This is a genomic window from Labrenzia sp. 5N (assembly GCF_012395805.1).
Taxonomy (GTDB): domain Bacteria; phylum Pseudomonadota; class Alphaproteobacteria; order Rhizobiales; family Stappiaceae; genus Roseibium; species Roseibium algicola.
On sequence record NZ_JAAZTM010000020.1, the window covers coordinates 1,101,370 to 1,115,776 of the forward strand.

Here is a 14,407-nt window from a genome sequence, read left to right on the forward strand (position 1 = left end):
CGTAAAGGACCACGATATCCCGGTGACGAGTTCGTCCCGTGGTTAAGGCGGTAAATGATATTAGCTCTTTTCGAAGGTGTTGGGACCGTCCCCTACCCGGTCTTGGAGAATTCCGCAAGACGGGCGGCGTAGCGGGCCATCATATCCACTTCCAGGTTGATCTTGTCACCGACCTGCCGATCAGACCAGGTCGTGACTTCGAGCGTATGCGGGATCAGGAAGACGGAGAAGAGCAACCCGTCGACCTCGTTCACCGTCAGGGACGTGCCATCGAGCGCAACCGAACCTTTCTTGGCAATAAAGGGGGCTGCTTCCGCCGGTGCTTCGAACTGGAAATAGACCGAATCCGGATGGTCTTCACGCTTTGTCACCGTTGCAAGTCCATCGACATGGCCAAGCACCAGGTGCCCGCCCAGCTCCGCACCCATCGTCAGCGAGCGTTCCAGATTGAGTTTCTGCCCCACTTTCCAGGATGCGACGTTGGTCAGCGCCAGGGTTTCGGCGGCCGATTCCACTTCAAACCAGTTGCCATTGGAGCCGTTGTCCTTGGCTGTCACCGTGTGGCAGACGCCAGAACAGGAAATCGAAGCCCCGATGTCGAAGCCATTCGTATCGTAGGCGGTGCGGATCCGCGTCCGCATTCCGGCAGGGATCTTGTCGATAGCGAGGATCTCGCCGAGGTCGGTCACAATTCCGGTGAACATGTCAGGCTCCGCGCCGTCTGAGATAAACAAAACTGTCCGGACCGAAACGGCCCGCATCGACCCGCTCGAATTTGGGGTCTTTGAGAACATCTGCAAGGTCAAGACCGTGCAGAGCAGGTATGCCGCCTTCGCCGATTACGATATCCCCGGTAACGACACAAAGATCATCCACAAGGTCCGCCGCCAGGAAAGACGACGCCAGACGGGAACCACCTTCAACCATCACCCGCGTTATGCCGCGTGTTGCCAGCGCACTCAGGATGACAGAGGGCTTGATGCCGGTTTCTTCAGCGGGCACCCGGATGACATTGACACCAGCAGCCGCCAGGTCCGCCAGCTTGTCAGCATCCGCCGCATTGCCACACACAAGCCAGACAGGCACGTCAACGCAGGTTTGCACCAGTTTGGAAGTCAATGGCAGCCGGGCACACCGGTCGATGATGACCCGCACAGGAGAGCGACCAGCGAGGCCTGGAAGTCTGCAGGTCAGTTGCGGGTCATCGGCAAGCGCCGTACCTGAACCGACCAGGATGGCGTCGCATTCGGCGCGAAACCCATGGACCTTGCGCATCGACAGGGCACCGGAGATCTTGACCTGACCTTCGCCTACCCGGCCGATAAATCCATCCCTGGAAACAGCTAGCTTCAGGAACACCACCGGACGCTGTTTCAGTTGCCTGTAGGTGAACCCTCGGTACAGCGCATGCATGGCCTTTTCGCGCACACCCACTTCCACCTCGATGCCCGCATCGCGCAGCATGGCGACACCACGACCAGCGACACGCGGGTTCGGGTCCAGCATGCCGACGACCACGCGTTTCACGCCCGCCTCGATCAGAGCCTTGGCGCAAGGCGGGGTTCGGCCGTAGTGAGAACATGGCTCCAGGGTGACGTAACAGGTCGCCCCTTTCGCCCTGTCCCCTGCCTGGTTCAAGGCATTGACTTCCGCATGCGCCATGCCGGGACGGGACGTGACGCCTCTGCCCACGAGAACAGCGGCACCTGCGTCGAAACGGACGATGAGCGCAGCCACGGAAGGATTGGGCCACACACGGCCGAGACCACGACGGGCAAGGCGTTCGGCGGCCGCCATGAAACGGGCATCAAGATTGGAAAGCTCGGACATCAAGAACCGGATACTGCAGGTCAGGAGTTTTTGAGCGGCTGTCCGTCCGGATCGCTCAGCTCATCCAGAAGGGCTTCGAAATCCTTTGCCTCGCGGAAGTTCTTGTAAACGGAGGCAAAGCGGACATAGGCAACGTCATCGATGCCCTTCAGGCCTTCCATGACGTGGTTGCCGATGGTTTCCGCGGTGATTTCGGTTTCGCCCGAACTTTCGAGCTGGCGAACGATGCCGGAGACCATGCGTTCGATCTTGTCAGGATCCACGGGACGCTTGCGCACCGCGATCTGCACGGACCGCATCAGTTTTTCCCTGTCGAAGGGAACGCGGCGCCCGGAGCGTTTGAGCACCAGGAGTTCGCGCAGCTGCACGCGCTCGAAGGTGGTGAACCGGCCGCCGCAGGTATTGCAGATCCTGCGGCGGCGGATGGCTGTATTGTCCTCGGTCGGGCGGGAATCCTTGACCTGGGTTTCCTCACCCCCGCAAAACGGACATCTCATGTCTTAAAGCTCCTGAGCGAGCCCGCGATTAGCCCCCGTAGATCGGGAACCGGGCCGTCAGTGCTTCTACCTTGGCTTTGACCGCCGCTTCAACTGCCGCGTTGCCCTCTTCACTGTTTGCGGCCTTCAAACCGTCCAACACTTCCGTGATCAGCAGACCGACTTCGCGGAATTCCGCAACACCGAAGCCGCGTGTGGTCGCTGCCGGGGTGCCGAGACGAACGCCAGACGTGACAAACGGCTTTTCCGGGTCGAAGGGGATACCGTTCTTGTTGCAGGTGATGTTGGCGCGGCCGAGAGATTTTTCAGCCACCTTGCCGGTGGCGTTCTTCGGACGCAGGTCCACCAGCATCAGGTGGTTGTCGGTGCCGCCGGAAACGATATCCAGACCCTGTTCCTTCAGGACTTCAGCCAGAACCTTGGCATTTTCCTGAACGGCGCGGGCATAAGCCTTGAATTCCGGCTGCAGTGCTTCCTTGAAGGCAACGGCCTTGGCAGCAATCACATGCATCAGCGGACCACCCTGAAGACCCGGGAAGACGGCCGAATTGATCTTCTTGGCGATCGCTTCGTCGTTGCTCAGGATCATGCCGCCGCGCGGACCGCGCAGGGACTTGTGGGTGGTGGTGGTGACGACGTGGGCGTGCGGAACCGGCGACGGATGGACCCCACCTGCAACCAGACCGGCGATATGCGCCATGTCGACCATGAGATAGGCACCAATGCTGTCGGCGATTTCGCGGAAACGCTTCCAGTCCCAGATACGGGAATAGGCGGTGCCGCCGGCCAGGATCAGCTTGGGCTTGTGTTCGTTGGCAAGGCGCTCGACCTCATCCATGTCGAGAAGATGGTCGTCCTCACGCACGCCATAGGAGACGACGTTGAACCACTTGCCGGACATGTTGACCGGGGAACCGTGGGTCAGGTGACCACCGGAGTTGAGATCCAGGCCCATGAAGGTGTCGCCAGGCTGCAGAAGAGCCAGGAACACTGCCTGGTTCATCTGGCTGCCGGAGTTCGGCTGAACGTTGGCAAACTGGCAGCCGAACAGTTCCTTCGCGCGCTCGATTGCCAGCGTTTCGGCAATGTCGGCGAACTCACAACCGCCATAGTAGCGCTTGCCCGGATAACCTTCGGCATATTTGTTGGTGAAGATCGAGCCCTGTGCTTCCAGCACTGCGCGGGAAACGATGTTTTCCGAAGCAATCAGCTCGATTTCATGCTGCTGACGGCCGAGTTCCTTGCCGATCGTGTCGAAGATATCCGGATCGGCTTCAGCAAGGCTGCGGGTGAAGAAACCGGACTGCAGGGACTGATCGGAGCTTTCCATCAAAGACATAGCGCCATCCTTGTGTTCTTTTGATAGATCAGGAGCATCGGCGGCCAATGTCCGGAAGGACGCTTTCGACCGTCATGCCTGTGTGAGGCGAGGAATTAACACACCCCCCGACCAGAACCAAGGGGCATACCGACGCGTCCAGTTTGGAAAACGACACAGCTGCCAAATCTTGAACGAAACAAGTTTTCGCAACCTTGGGCCAAATCTAAACTGACAACCCAACAAGTTACACTTGCAACAGATCCGACCTTCAGCGCCGATCATTTGACCGGCACCAAAACAATACCCGGGCACAATTCAAATCTGCTCTCGCAAACCGATCTGGTGCGCCGTTCTTCTCAAAACGATTTAAATTGCTTGTTGTTTTATCGAAACCTGTTGCGGAAGCAGAGACTTAAGACAAACCATCAATAAAGGGTCGGGTCAGGCCTGTTCTGCGCAGTCAAGGCTTCCTGTTCAAGGCGGCGGCGAAGTTTTCGAACGGCAATCCGCTTCAGATCTTCCTGAGCTGCTGAAGCCGGCCCGAAGACCGACACTTCAAAACCGGTCGCCGCGTCAATGGCAGTGACCTTGACCTGCTGACCGATCGGCCGAAACTCAAGATAAATTTCACCAGGCCGCTCTTCGCGACTCATTGCCGTTCTCCTGATCCAGCACCCCATTGTCGAACAAGCATGCGAATGGAGCTAGAATCCATGAAACGCCGGCCTGATCAAGGCCGACGTTTCTGGACAGGAAACAATTGTTTGACGTTTGGCGACACCTACAGGCGTGCTTGCTCACCCGTTCCGTAGAGATCGTCCCGGTCGTAGATATCATCACGGAAATGCACCACACCGTCGGCGTTTGCCCAGGCGGTGATGTAGGTGAGATAAAGCGGAATCTGCGATTTCAGTTTCACGTCTTCACGATCACCTGTGCGGATGACACCATCGACGCGCCCCCGATCCCAGTCAGGAGTTGTCGACTGCAACAGCCAGGTCACCAGCTCTCGCACATTCTGAACGCGCACGCAGCCCGAAGAATGGAACCGGTTGGCTTCGCCAAACAGGGTCTTGGACGGCGTATCGTGCAGATAGACCTGGTGTTTGTTGTGGAAGTTGATGCGCACCGACCCGAGCGAGTTTTCCGAGCCCGGATCCTGGGTGAAGCGATACTGGGTCGCCTCATCCGTGTTCCAGTCGATCTGTTGCCAGTTCAGCTCGTTGTTGCTCCAGTCGAAGATGCGGATATTGTTCTTCGCAAGATACTGCGGATCCTCTTTCATCTTGGGGATCAGGTCCTTGCGGATGATCGACTTCGGCACCGTCCAGTACGGATTGAAGTTCAACTCGTAGATCTTGCTGTTGAGGATCGGCGTCTGGCGGTCGATCTTGCCTACAACGGCCGTGTGGCGCGAACGGACCATGCCGTTTTCAACCGCCTCGATCTCTGCTGCCGGAATGTTGACCATCACGTAGCGGTCGCCCAGGAAACCGGACATGGACCGCATACGGATCATGTTGGTTTCGAGCTGGCGCAGACGCACGTCGGCCGAAATGTTCAGCGCGGTCACGGTGCCGTCGCCCATCACACCGTCCGGAATAAGACCGTGACGAAGCTGAAAACGACGCAGGCCTGCATCCACGTAAGAATCGAAGGTGTCAGAGAGGCCGGCCTGCTGTTCAAGATCGCCGGAAACGATCAAGCGGCGGCGAAGTTCCACGACGCGCGGATCCTTGGCACCAATGCGAAGCGCCTTGCCACCAGCAGACACTGTTCCCCAGCCACCGGCCTGGACAATGCGCTGATAACGGTCGATCGCTGCCGCGATATAGTCGGCCGTCTGCGGCGACAACGTCGGAGCAGAGGATTTCACTTCCGTGATGTGATCCGTCGCGATGTCAAAGTTATCCGCCCATTCAACCTGCTGGTTCTGTGCGAATGTCATTGGGGCCGTCTGTGCCTGCGCACCAGTTGCGATCATCACTGGAGTTACGGCGCCCAGCATCATCATGCTCTTGAGCGTTTTTCCAGCAGTCCACTTCCAGTGACGCTTTATCCCGAACGGTCCGGATAAAAGGTTCATCGCCGACCCCATGTTGCAGCGCCATTCGGCGCAAATGTTCTTCAAATACGCGGGATTGAGACCAACAAAACAGGCCACCCCGGCGGTTCCTGCTCCCAGTCCTAACGGAAGGGAGTTAACAAATCGCTTGATTTTTTAACCATCTCGGATTCAGGAGCACTGCACAAAGCCATTCCAATGTGACCACAAGATGTCAACTTTGCCGCAGCAGTTAAAACTGCCTGCACCATAGCTTTGTTTCTCCGCCGTTCGAGAATTCTGGCTGTGCAAATTTGCGTGAGGTCGGCAACTTGAGGCTGAAAAACAGAAAGCACCGCCCAATGGGCGGTGCCTTGTCATCTGAATGTTCCGCGAATGTCTTACAGGCGGTAAAGGATCTGGTCGGTCCAGAACCGCTCCAGACGGCGCAGGGACTTGTTCAGTGCCACAAAGTCCTGCGGACCGATTTCGCCGACCTGTTCCACGGACAGCATGTGACGCTCGTAAAGATCGTTCACGATCTTGGCCACTTCCCGTCCCTTTTCCGTCAGGCTGACACGGACAGACCGGCGGTCCATACGCGAACGCTGATGGTGGATGTAACCGGTCTCGACCAGCTTCTTCAGGTTGTAGGAGACATTCGACCCCAGGTAGTAACCGCGTGTCCGCAGTTCACCGGCGGTCAGTTCGCTGTCGCCGATGTTGAACAGCAGCAGTGCCTGCACGCTGTTTACGTCGGACCGGCCCATGCGGTCGAATTCGTCCTTGATGACGTCGAGCAGACGCCGATGCAGTCGCTCAACGAGCGTAAGAGCCTCTAGGTAAAGCGGCTTGATCTCAAGCTCTTCCCCTTCACTCTGTGCAACAGCGTCGACTGCCCTACTTGCGGTGATCATGTGATTGCGCCTCTTTTAGTACCTGTCGTTGGACGGATATTTTTCCCGCCTTGTTTCGCAATCTAACCGAGCGATTCTAAAATCCGCTTAAGAGACACGCTGAATCATCCGTTAACTTCCAAGGGGCGTTTTAGACTTCCCTTTAACAAGTTGTTTACGATGTTCCGCGGAGGAACTTCACAATCCCTGAGAAATCCTGGGCTTCGCCACCTGTATTACAGAACAGTGAGTAGAGCGCTGCCGCTTCCGCGCCCAACGGCGTTGCCGCGCCGGCCGAATTTGCTGCTTCCTGAGCAAGTTTCAGATCCTTGAGCATCATCGCGGCTGCAAACCCAGGTTGATAATCCCGGTTCGCCGGAGACGACGGCAGCGGACCAGGCACCGGGCAGTAGGATGTCAGGGACCAGCACTGACCGGACGCCGTCGAGGAGATGTCAAACAACTTCTGCTTGTCCAGACCAAGCTTCTCGGCAAGCACGAATGCCTCCGACACGGCGATCATGGAAATGCCGAGGATCATGTTGTTGCAGATCTTTGCCGCCTGACCGGTTCCGGCGTCGCCTGCATGCACAATGGTCTTGCCCATGATGTCGAGATAGGTTTTCGCCGCTTCGAATGCCTCGGCGGATCCACCGACCATGAAGGTCAGCGTTCCACCCGCGGCGCCGGCAACACCGCCGGAGACCGGCGCGTCGACCATTTTCATGCCCCTGGCCTCTGCCGCCGCGCTGACCGCACGGGCGCTGTCGACGTCGATAGTCGAGGAATCGATCATGAGAGTGCCGGGCTTGGCGTTGTCGAGAATGCCGCCCTCGCCTTCATAGATCTGGCGGACATGCTTTCCGGCGGGCAGCATGGTGACGATCACGTCGGCAGCAGCAGCCAGGTCAGCGACACTAGCTGCCTTTTCACCACCCTCTGCTTCGTGTGCCGCCATGGCCGCATCGGACAGATCAAAGCCGAGTACCTTGTGCCCTGCCTTGACGAGATTGATCGCCATCGGTCCGCCCATGTTGCCAAGACCGATAAATCCGATAGTGCTCATGATGGTTTCCTCCCAAAGAGATTTCATGTTGATTTTGAATCTGTTGGCTGGCCGTCTTGAACTGCCGTTCCAGGCACTTCAAAAACTGATTCAACCGCCGTCAGCCAGCATTGGCCTTGTTTTCCCTGTCCATCAGGAAGGCCAGTCCGGCATAAATTGCGATTGTCAGCAGGTAGAAGGCGATTTCATATGGCCGCCGGCCGTAGAGATCGGAAAAGGCTGTGTGCATGACGATCTGGCAGAAGCAGCGGAAAATCCACATCACCGTGCCCCAGGACACGGTCAGCCAGAGGCCGGTCGCGGCCACCAGATCCAGGACGGCAAAAAAGACGATGGCTCCCTGCAGCGCCACGGGCATGTCCCAGAACCACAATCCACGCCATTCGACGATGCCGATAATGCGGGCCCAGTAGATGACGCCGCCGCCGATGAGAATGATCGCAATGCCGCGCAGATACCAGATCAGCAGCGTGCTCCAGGGTGGGCGGGAATCGATCAGGTCCTGAAAGCTGGTAATCATGTGCTGTCCGGGTCAGGTTGAGCTCAGCTGAGCGGCAGATCTCCGTCAGCAGGTTCCTCGAAATACGACGCCAGCTCGGCGCTGTCCACTTGGCCAAACTGGGCAGGCGACCATTTTGGCGCCTGATCCTTGTCGACCAGCACAGCACGAATGCCTTCGTAGAACTCCGTCCCCTGCAGAATGCGCGAGACGATGCGATATTCAAGCTTCATGCATTCATTGAAGGAAAGCTTGCGGCCTCGCTTCATTTGCTCGAAAGCAATCAGAACGCTTGTTGGTGATTTTTGCCGGATGGCGGCAGCGGCCTTCCCCGCAAATTCACTCTGCGAAGCATCCAGGCGCGACAGAATGTCTTCCACCGATGCAGCCGAAAAGATCTCGTCGATAACGTCGAGACTTTCGCAGACGGGCCCCTTCTCCGGCGTCATCAGATACGGCGCAAGCACTGCGCCGATATCGTCTGCTGATTCAAGGTCCTGTTCCAGGTCAGCAAGGCTTTCTTCCGAAACGGCGTGGGTCAGAACGCCGGTAGCCAGAGCATCGCCCTGTTTCAGCCTGCCGGAGCTAAGTGCACAGTAGACGCCGCTGTTCCTGGGCATGCGCGGCAGGAAGAATGTCCCGCCGACATCCGGAAAGAAGCCAATTCCGGTCTCGGGCATCGCAAACAACGTCTTTTCCGTGCCGATGCGATAGCTGCCATGAACCGACACCCCGACACCGCCGCCCATGACAATCCCGTTGACGAGAGCGATGTATGGCTTCGGATAGGCCTTGATCTGTGCATTGAGCATGTACTCGTCACGGAAGAAGGCACTCAGGCCGTCTGTCTGCCCGCTCATTCGGGCATCATAGATGCTGCGAATGTCGCCACCTGCGCAGAACGCCTTGTCGCCAGCACCCGTAACGACGATGTGCGCGATTTCCGGATCTTCCGCCCAGCGCGACAATTGCTCGGCCATTGCCAGGACCATTGCGTGGTTGATCGCGTTCAGTGCCTTCGGCCGGTTTAAGATGACAAACCCGGCCTTGCCGCGCTTCTGGAAAAGAATCTCGTCGCTCACTGGCGCCTCGCAAAAAGAAGAGTCGTTTCAACGGAATGGGACGGAAAACTCGATCAGTCCTTCAGCAGCTGCCGTGCAATGATCAGCCGCATGATCTCGTTTGTGCCTTCCAGGATCTGATGAACCCGCACATCGCGGAAATAACGCTCGATAGGATAGTCGCGCAGATAGCCGTAGCCGCCATGAAGCTGCAGTGCTTCGTTGACCACCTTGAAGCCAGTGTCGGTAGCAAGCCGCTTGGCCATGGCCGCAAGCTTGGTGGCGTCATGCGATTTCGCATCCACCGCCGAAGCGGCCTTGTGCAAGAGCAGACGGGCTGCTTCCAATTCGGTTGCCATATCCGCCAGGCGGAACTGAAGTGCCTGAAAGTCGGCAATCAGTCGACCAAACTGCTTGCGTTCCTGCACATAGGCCAGGGCGTGATCGAGACAGGCCTGTGCAGCCCCCATCGAGCAGGCGCCGATGTTGAGCCGACCGCCATCGAGCGCCGCCATCGCGATCTTGAAGCCCTGCCCTTCCGATCCGATCAGATTCGACTTCGGCACCCGGCAATCCTGAAAATTGACCTGAGCCGTCGGCTGGCTCTTCCAGCCGAGCTTCACCTCGTTGGCACCGAAGCTGAGACCGGGAGTCCCTTTTTCGACCAGAAGACAGGAAACGCCGGAAGGTCCCTCACCACCTGTGCGGACCATTACCGCATACAGATCACTTACGCCGCCGCCGGAGATGAATGCCTTGGAGCCGTTGAGGACATAATGGTCACCATCATCCTTGGCGCTGGTACGCAGGCTCGCTGCATCAGAACCCGAGCCCGGTTCGGTGAGACAGTAGCTGGTGAGCAGGTCCATGGTGCAGAGCCTGGGCAGATACTTCTGACGCAGGTCCTCCGAGCCATATGTATCGATGATCCAGGCGACCATGTTGTGAATGGATATATAGGCCGCCGTCGACGTACAGCCCTTGGACAGTTCCTCGAAGATCAGCGTTGCATCCAGCCGGGTGAGCGCGGAACCGCCGACATCTTCCTTCACGTAGATGCCGCCGAACCCAAGCTCGGCTGCCTTGCGCAGGGTGGGAATCGGGAAGTGGCTTTCCTCGTCCCATTCCTTGGCAAATGGCGCCAGTTCATCCCGCGAGAAACTTGCCGCCATGTCCTGAAAGGCGCGCTGATCTTCGTTCAGTGAAAAGTCCACGGGTTATCCTCCCTCAAGCGGTGGCGGCGCACTTCCTCCTCCGGAAAGGTCTGCGCCCTGTCTTCGCGGCAGCACTAAAGCACATTTGACGCGAACGTCAAACAATCTCTTTTTCTTTATTAAATTCAGTTATTTTACAGAATGTTGGATTGCGTCAATCTGCGTGATAGATTGGCGGCTCACTTCGATCAGAATACGCTTTCCAACATCTCCTAGCGAACAGTCAGGGCCGATGCCGTCAAAATCTCCCCTCCCGCCGATAACCTCCGACCACATGGACACACTGCTGGCCGGCACGCGCATGCGCCGCAACCGCCAGAGCGATTGGTCGCGCCGCCTGGTGCGCGAAAACAATCTCACGGTCGATGACCTGATCTGGCCGATTTTCCTGGTGGACGGCGAGAATATCCGTCAGTCCGTTCCGTCCATGCCGGATGTTGTGCGCCTGTCCGTGGATGAAGCCGTCCGCGACGCCGAGAAGGCGGCGAAGTTGAACATTCCGGCACTGGCACTGTTTCCCTACACCGATCCCGGTCTTCGCGATGAAACAGGTTCCGAGGCTCTCAATCCTGAAAACCTGACCTGTCGCGCCTTGCGCGCCATCAAGGCGGAAGGATTGAACCTGGGCCTGATGACGGACGTCGCCCTTGATCCCTACACCAGCCACGGTCATGACGGATTGATGGAAGGCGAGACGATCCTGAACGACGAGACCGTGGATCAGCTCTGCCGGCAGGCCCTGGTGCAGGCGGAAGCGGGATCAGACGTGATCGCCCCGTCCGACATGATGGACGGACGTATCGGCGCCATTCGACAGGCACTCGATTCTCAAGGTCATCGCGGAACCCAGATCATGGCCTATTCGGCGAAATACGCCTCCGCCTTCTATGGACCGTTCCGGGACGCTGTCGGCTCGTCGGGGACCCTGGTTGGCGATAAGCGCACTTACCAGATGGATCCGGCCAATACGGACGAAGCTCTGCGGGAAGCCGAACTGGACATTGCTGAAGGCGCCGACATGGTGATGGTCAAGCCGGGCATGCCCTACCTCGACATTGTCCGGCGGATAAAGGACGAGTTCCAGGTGCCGACCTACGCGTATCAGGTGTCAGGCGAATACGCGATGATCAAGGCTGCGGCCGGAAACGGCTGGCTGGACGGTGACAAGGCGATGCTGGAAAGTCTGCTCGCCTTCAAGCGCGCCGGCGCCGACGGCATTCTGACCTATTTCGCACCGAAGGTGGCCGAAATGCTGGCAGCTGGGAAATGACCTCCGCCGGGGCCACCACCGCTGACAACGTCACATTCGACAAGGTTCAGGAAGCGGCTGCACTTTTGAAGGGCGCCGTAATTGAGACCCCGTGCCTGCCCGCTCCGCGGCTTTCGCAGCTCACAGGGGCGGATGTCTTTGTAAAATACGAAAACATGCAGGTCACCGGCGCCTTCAAGGAACGTGGTGCGCTGGTGAAGCTCTCCAGCCTGACGGCGGATGAAAAGATGCGCGGCGTGATTGCTGTTTCGGCCGGCAACCACGCCCAGGGTGTTGCCTACCACGCCGGACGGCTTGGCATACCGGCAACCATCGTCATGCCGGTTCTGACGCCATTCGTGAAGATCTCCGCGACCCGCAACCATGGTGCAGAGGTGGTCTTGGCGGGAAACACGCTGGCCGAGGCGAAGGAAGAAGCCGACAGGCTGGCCGAACAGAACAATCTCGTCTGGGTGCATCCCTATGACGATGCCCATGTCATACACGGCCAGGGCACGATCGGCATCGAGATGCTGGCGCAGCAGCCGGATCTCGATGTCCTGGTCGTGCCGATCGGCGGCGGCGGCCTTATCGCCGGCATCGCCACGGCGGCAAAGGCTCTCAAGCCTTCCGTCGAAGTGATTGGCGTTGAAACGACGCTCTACCCCGGCATGTGGGGCGCCTTCTATGGCAAGGACGTGCGCTGCGAAGGCGCGACCATCGCAGAAGGTATCGCTGTGCGCGACATCGGCGTCCTGACGACCGAAGTCGTCAAAAGGGTCGTCGATGATATCCTGCTTGTTTCGGAAAGCAGCATCGAGCGGGCGATCAACGCCTATCTGACCTTGCAACGGACCATTGCGGAAGGCGCAGGCGCCGCCGGTCTCGCGGCCTTGCTGACCGAACCCGAGCGATTTGCCGGCAAGAGGGTTGGCCTGGTTCTTTGCGGCGGCAATATCGATCCGAGATTGCTCTCCAAGATCGTGGTCCGCGAACTTGCACGCGATGGCAAACTGGTCTCGATCCGGATCGACACGCCTGACCGCCCCGGCGTTCTGGGCGAAATCGCAACCGTGATCGGTGACATGCAGGGCAACGTGGTCGACGTTGAACACCATCGCCTGTTCCTCAATGTTCCCGCAAAAGGGGCAACGCTGGACGTGACCTTCGAGGCCTTTGACCGCCCGCATGGCGAGCGTATCGTCGCCGCTCTGCGCGAACGTGCCTTCGTGGTGCGTTACCTGGAAATCGGCGAGCGGATGGACTGAAGGGCTGCCACCTCAGTCCTTCATTACACGGGTATTGATGCGGACACTCCACACACCGACCTCATCCTGAGGAGGACCGGAGGACCGTCTCGAAGGATGGGCTCCTTGCTCCGGAGTGTGCCGCCCATCCTTCGATACAGCGCTCCGCGCTTCCTCAGGATGAGGGGTTGGTGTGGATTACCCGCGGAACGGTTCGGTTTCACCCGGCAAATGATTTGCGAAACTCGGCCCCAATCACCACATGTTGATCATCGAACCCAAGGGAGCCGAACCATGTCAGCTGAAACCACCTCCGATTATGCCCGTCAGGACGTTTTCGATCCTGTGAGCAATCCGGAGCTGTTTTCCGGCGTGCGCAGCCGGCGCATCTTTGCCTTCTTCATCGATCTGATCGTGATCACGTTGTTCACCTTCGGTGCCGGCATCGTGGTGTTCTTCCTGGGTGTCTTTACGCTGGGTCTCGGCTTCCTGCTTTACGGCATCCTGCCGACGGCGGTTGCGCTGCTCTATGTCGCCTTCACCCTTGGTGGCCCGCAGGCGTCAACCCTGGGCATGCGTGCGATGGGACTGGAAATGCGCCTCTGGTATGGCGCAAAGCCCTACCCGCTTCTGGCAGCTGTCCATGTCATCCTGTTCTGGTTTTCGGTCTCTTTGCTGACGCCGCTTGTTTTGCTGGTGTCACTGTTTTCCGACCGTAAACGCCTGCTGCACGACCTCGTACTGGGAACGGTAGTGATCAACTCGGCCTCCCATCAAGGCTATGTGCGCGGCCAGGTCTAAGGTCAGTTCAAGAGAGCCAGCGACAGGTTCAATATTCCGGCAAAGCAGGTCCAGAGCGCATAGGGAATGAACAGCTGCGCGGACAAACGATCGGTTTGCCAGCTTCCACCGATAAAGTTCAGGATCAGGTAGAGCATCACCGCGATCACGGCAAAAGCCGTCCACATGAAGTGGAGCGTGAAGAAGAGTGGCGACCAGATCCAGTTGAGAACCATCTGCCCGTACCAGATTTTCATCAAGCGGCTATCGGGTGCCCGAAGGAATGTCCGCCAGCCGGCAATCGCTATCAGAATGTAAAGAATGGTCCAGGCAGGCGCGAACACCCAGTTGGGTGGATTGAACGGCGGCTTCTGCAAGCCCTCGTACCAGGCGCCAGGGGTGTTCAAAACGCCGATCGTGATGCCGACACCCAAAACAACTGCCAGAAACAAGACCAGCGAGGGCAGGTCTTTCGGGAACGAAGGCGAAATTGGGTTCTCTGATTTCATGACTTCTTCAACGCGGATCGCCAGTCCGGGTTCCCATTAATCGGATCAAATCGCGGTAACGGCACATGAACTTTGACAATGTCATTGCCTCAAAGGAATATATCAACGGCAATATTATCTTAAGGCTCTTCCATTGCCGGGACCGCCTGCTTTAAAGTGCAGGTTCGTGAAATTGGCCAAGGTGGCTTTGGGCA

The 14,407-nt window shown here is 58.1% G+C and carries 15 protein-coding genes; 3 read left to right on the top strand and 12 right to left on the bottom strand.

Features of this window, described 5'->3' with window-relative positions; translation table 11 throughout:
- Positions 1-92: 92 nt before the first annotated feature.
- The 11 genes from HEP89_RS25505 to HEP89_RS25555 form a co-directional block, all read right to left on the bottom strand.
- On the bottom strand, positions 93-704 hold the full coding sequence (locus HEP89_RS25505; RefSeq protein WP_055653455.1) for a riboflavin synthase: 612 nt from the start codon (positions 702-704) through the stop codon (positions 93-95).
- A 1-nt stretch (position 705) separates the two neighbouring features.
- On the bottom strand, positions 706-1,830 hold the full coding sequence (ribD, locus tag HEP89_RS25510) for a bifunctional diaminohydroxyphosphoribosylaminopyrimidine deaminase/5-amino-6-(5-phosphoribosylamino)uracil reductase RibD (protein ID WP_077290263.1): 1,125 nt from the start codon (positions 1,828-1,830) through the stop codon (positions 706-708).
- 20 nt (positions 1,831-1,850) lie between these two features.
- On the bottom strand, positions 1,851-2,327 hold the full coding sequence (gene nrdR, locus HEP89_RS25515; RefSeq protein ID WP_023003806.1) for a transcriptional regulator NrdR: 477 nt from the start codon (positions 2,325-2,327) through the stop codon (positions 1,851-1,853).
- Positions 2,328-2,355: 28 nt separating this feature from the next.
- The gene (gene glyA, locus HEP89_RS25520) at positions 2,356-3,666 is read right to left on the bottom strand and encodes a serine hydroxymethyltransferase (protein WP_031270645.1); all 1,311 of its coding nucleotides are present in this window, start codon (positions 3,664-3,666) and stop codon (positions 2,356-2,358) included.
- A gap of 407 nt (positions 3,667-4,073) precedes the next feature.
- The gene (locus HEP89_RS25525; RefSeq protein WP_152507022.1) at positions 4,074-4,301 is read right to left on the bottom strand and encodes a serine hydroxymethyltransferase; all 228 of its coding nucleotides are present in this window, start codon (positions 4,299-4,301) and stop codon (positions 4,074-4,076) included.
- Between the two features lie 128 nt (positions 4,302-4,429).
- Entirely contained in the window at positions 4,430-5,734 is a 1,305-nt protein-coding gene (locus HEP89_RS25530; RefSeq protein ID WP_168693333.1) for a L,D-transpeptidase family protein, read from the bottom strand.
- A gap of 359 nt (positions 5,735-6,093) precedes the next feature.
- Complete coding sequence (locus HEP89_RS25535; RefSeq protein WP_023003802.1) at positions 6,094-6,609, bottom strand: winged helix DNA-binding protein; 516 nt, start codon at positions 6,607-6,609, stop codon at positions 6,094-6,096.
- Positions 6,610-6,763: 154 nt separating this feature from the next.
- On the bottom strand, positions 6,764-7,681 hold the full coding sequence (gene mmsB / locus HEP89_RS25540) for a 3-hydroxyisobutyrate dehydrogenase (RefSeq protein ID WP_286201074.1): 918 nt from the start codon (positions 7,679-7,681) through the stop codon (positions 6,764-6,766).
- Positions 7,682-7,754: 73 nt separating this feature from the next.
- Entirely contained in the window at positions 7,755-8,174 is a 420-nt protein-coding gene (locus HEP89_RS25545) for a DUF6163 family protein (protein WP_023003800.1), read from the bottom strand.
- Between the two features lie 23 nt (positions 8,175-8,197).
- Positions 8,198-9,235: an enoyl-CoA hydratase/isomerase family protein gene (locus HEP89_RS25550; protein ID WP_168693335.1), complete on the bottom strand. Its 1,038-nt coding sequence runs from the start codon at positions 9,233-9,235 to the stop codon at positions 8,198-8,200.
- Positions 9,236-9,288: 53 nt separating this feature from the next.
- Positions 9,289-10,428 (bottom strand): isobutyryl-CoA dehydrogenase, encoded by a 1,140-nt coding sequence (locus tag HEP89_RS25555; protein ID WP_168693336.1) that lies wholly within the window; start codon positions 10,426-10,428, stop codon positions 9,289-9,291.
- Positions 10,429-10,702: 274 nt separating this feature from the next.
- Here HEP89_RS25555 and hemB point away from each other — a divergent pair, with 274 nt between their 5' ends.
- The 3 genes from hemB to HEP89_RS25570 all read left to right on the top strand — a co-directional run bounded on the left by hemB (position 10,703) and on the right by HEP89_RS25570 (position 13,725).
- On the top strand, positions 10,703-11,698 hold the full coding sequence (hemB, locus tag HEP89_RS25560; RefSeq protein WP_023003797.1) for a porphobilinogen synthase: 996 nt from the start codon (positions 10,703-10,705) through the stop codon (positions 11,696-11,698).
- Positions 11,695-12,945, top strand: coding sequence for a threonine ammonia-lyase (locus HEP89_RS25565; RefSeq protein ID WP_168693337.1), 1,251 nt, complete (start codon positions 11,695-11,697; stop codon positions 12,943-12,945). Before hemB ends, HEP89_RS25565 begins: the two co-directional genes overlap by 4 nt.
- A 273-nt stretch (positions 12,946-13,218) precedes the next feature.
- The gene (locus HEP89_RS25570; protein ID WP_023003795.1) at positions 13,219-13,725 is read left to right on the top strand and encodes an RDD family protein; all 507 of its coding nucleotides are present in this window, start codon (positions 13,219-13,221) and stop codon (positions 13,723-13,725) included.
- 2 nt (positions 13,726-13,727) lie between these two features.
- On the opposite strand, the gene HEP89_RS25575 is transcribed toward HEP89_RS25570, so the two are convergent.
- Positions 13,728-14,213, bottom strand: a complete 486-nt coding sequence (locus tag HEP89_RS25575) for a TspO/MBR family protein (protein ID WP_168693338.1) — start codon at positions 14,211-14,213, stop codon at positions 13,728-13,730.
- Positions 14,214-14,407: the final 194 nt, after the last annotated feature.

Bases quoted from the DNA above. Each gene is read 5' to 3' on its own strand.
- HEP89_RS25505 (WP_055653455.1), bottom strand. From the start codon at position 704: ATGTTCACCGGAATTGTGACCGACCTCGGCGAGATCCTCGCTATCGAC.
- ribD (WP_077290263.1), bottom strand. From the start codon at position 1,830: ATGTCCGAGCTTTCCAATCTTGATGCCCGTTTCATGGCGGCCGCCGAA.
- nrdR (WP_023003806.1), bottom strand. From the start codon at position 2,327: ATGAGATGTCCGTTTTGCGGGGGTGAGGAAACCCAGGTCAAGGATTCC.
- glyA (WP_031270645.1), bottom strand. From the start codon at position 3,666: ATGTCTTTGATGGAAAGCTCCGATCAGTCCCTGCAGTCCGGTTTCTTC.
- HEP89_RS25525 (WP_152507022.1), bottom strand. From the start codon at position 4,301: ATGAGTCGCGAAGAGCGGCCTGGTGAAATTTATCTTGAGTTTCGGCCG.
- HEP89_RS25530 (WP_168693333.1), bottom strand. From the start codon at position 5,734: ATGAACCTTTTATCCGGACCGTTCGGGATAAAGCGTCACTGGAAGTGG.
- HEP89_RS25535 (WP_023003802.1), bottom strand. From the start codon at position 6,609: ATGATCACCGCAAGTAGGGCAGTCGACGCTGTTGCACAGAGTGAAGGG.
- mmsB (WP_286201074.1), bottom strand. From the start codon at position 7,681: ATGAAATCTCTTTGGGAGGAAACCATCATGAGCACTATCGGATTTATC.
- HEP89_RS25545 (WP_023003800.1), bottom strand. From the start codon at position 8,174: ATGATTACCAGCTTTCAGGACCTGATCGATTCCCGCCCACCCTGGAGC.
- hemB (WP_023003797.1), top strand. From the start codon at position 10,703: ATGGACACACTGCTGGCCGGCACGCGCATGCGCCGCAACCGCCAGAGC.
- HEP89_RS25565 (WP_168693337.1), top strand. From the start codon at position 11,695: ATGACCTCCGCCGGGGCCACCACCGCTGACAACGTCACATTCGACAAG.
- HEP89_RS25570 (WP_023003795.1), top strand. From the start codon at position 13,219: ATGTCAGCTGAAACCACCTCCGATTATGCCCGTCAGGACGTTTTCGAT.
- HEP89_RS25575 (WP_168693338.1), bottom strand. From the start codon at position 14,213: ATGAAATCAGAGAACCCAATTTCGCCTTCGTTCCCGAAAGACCTGCCC.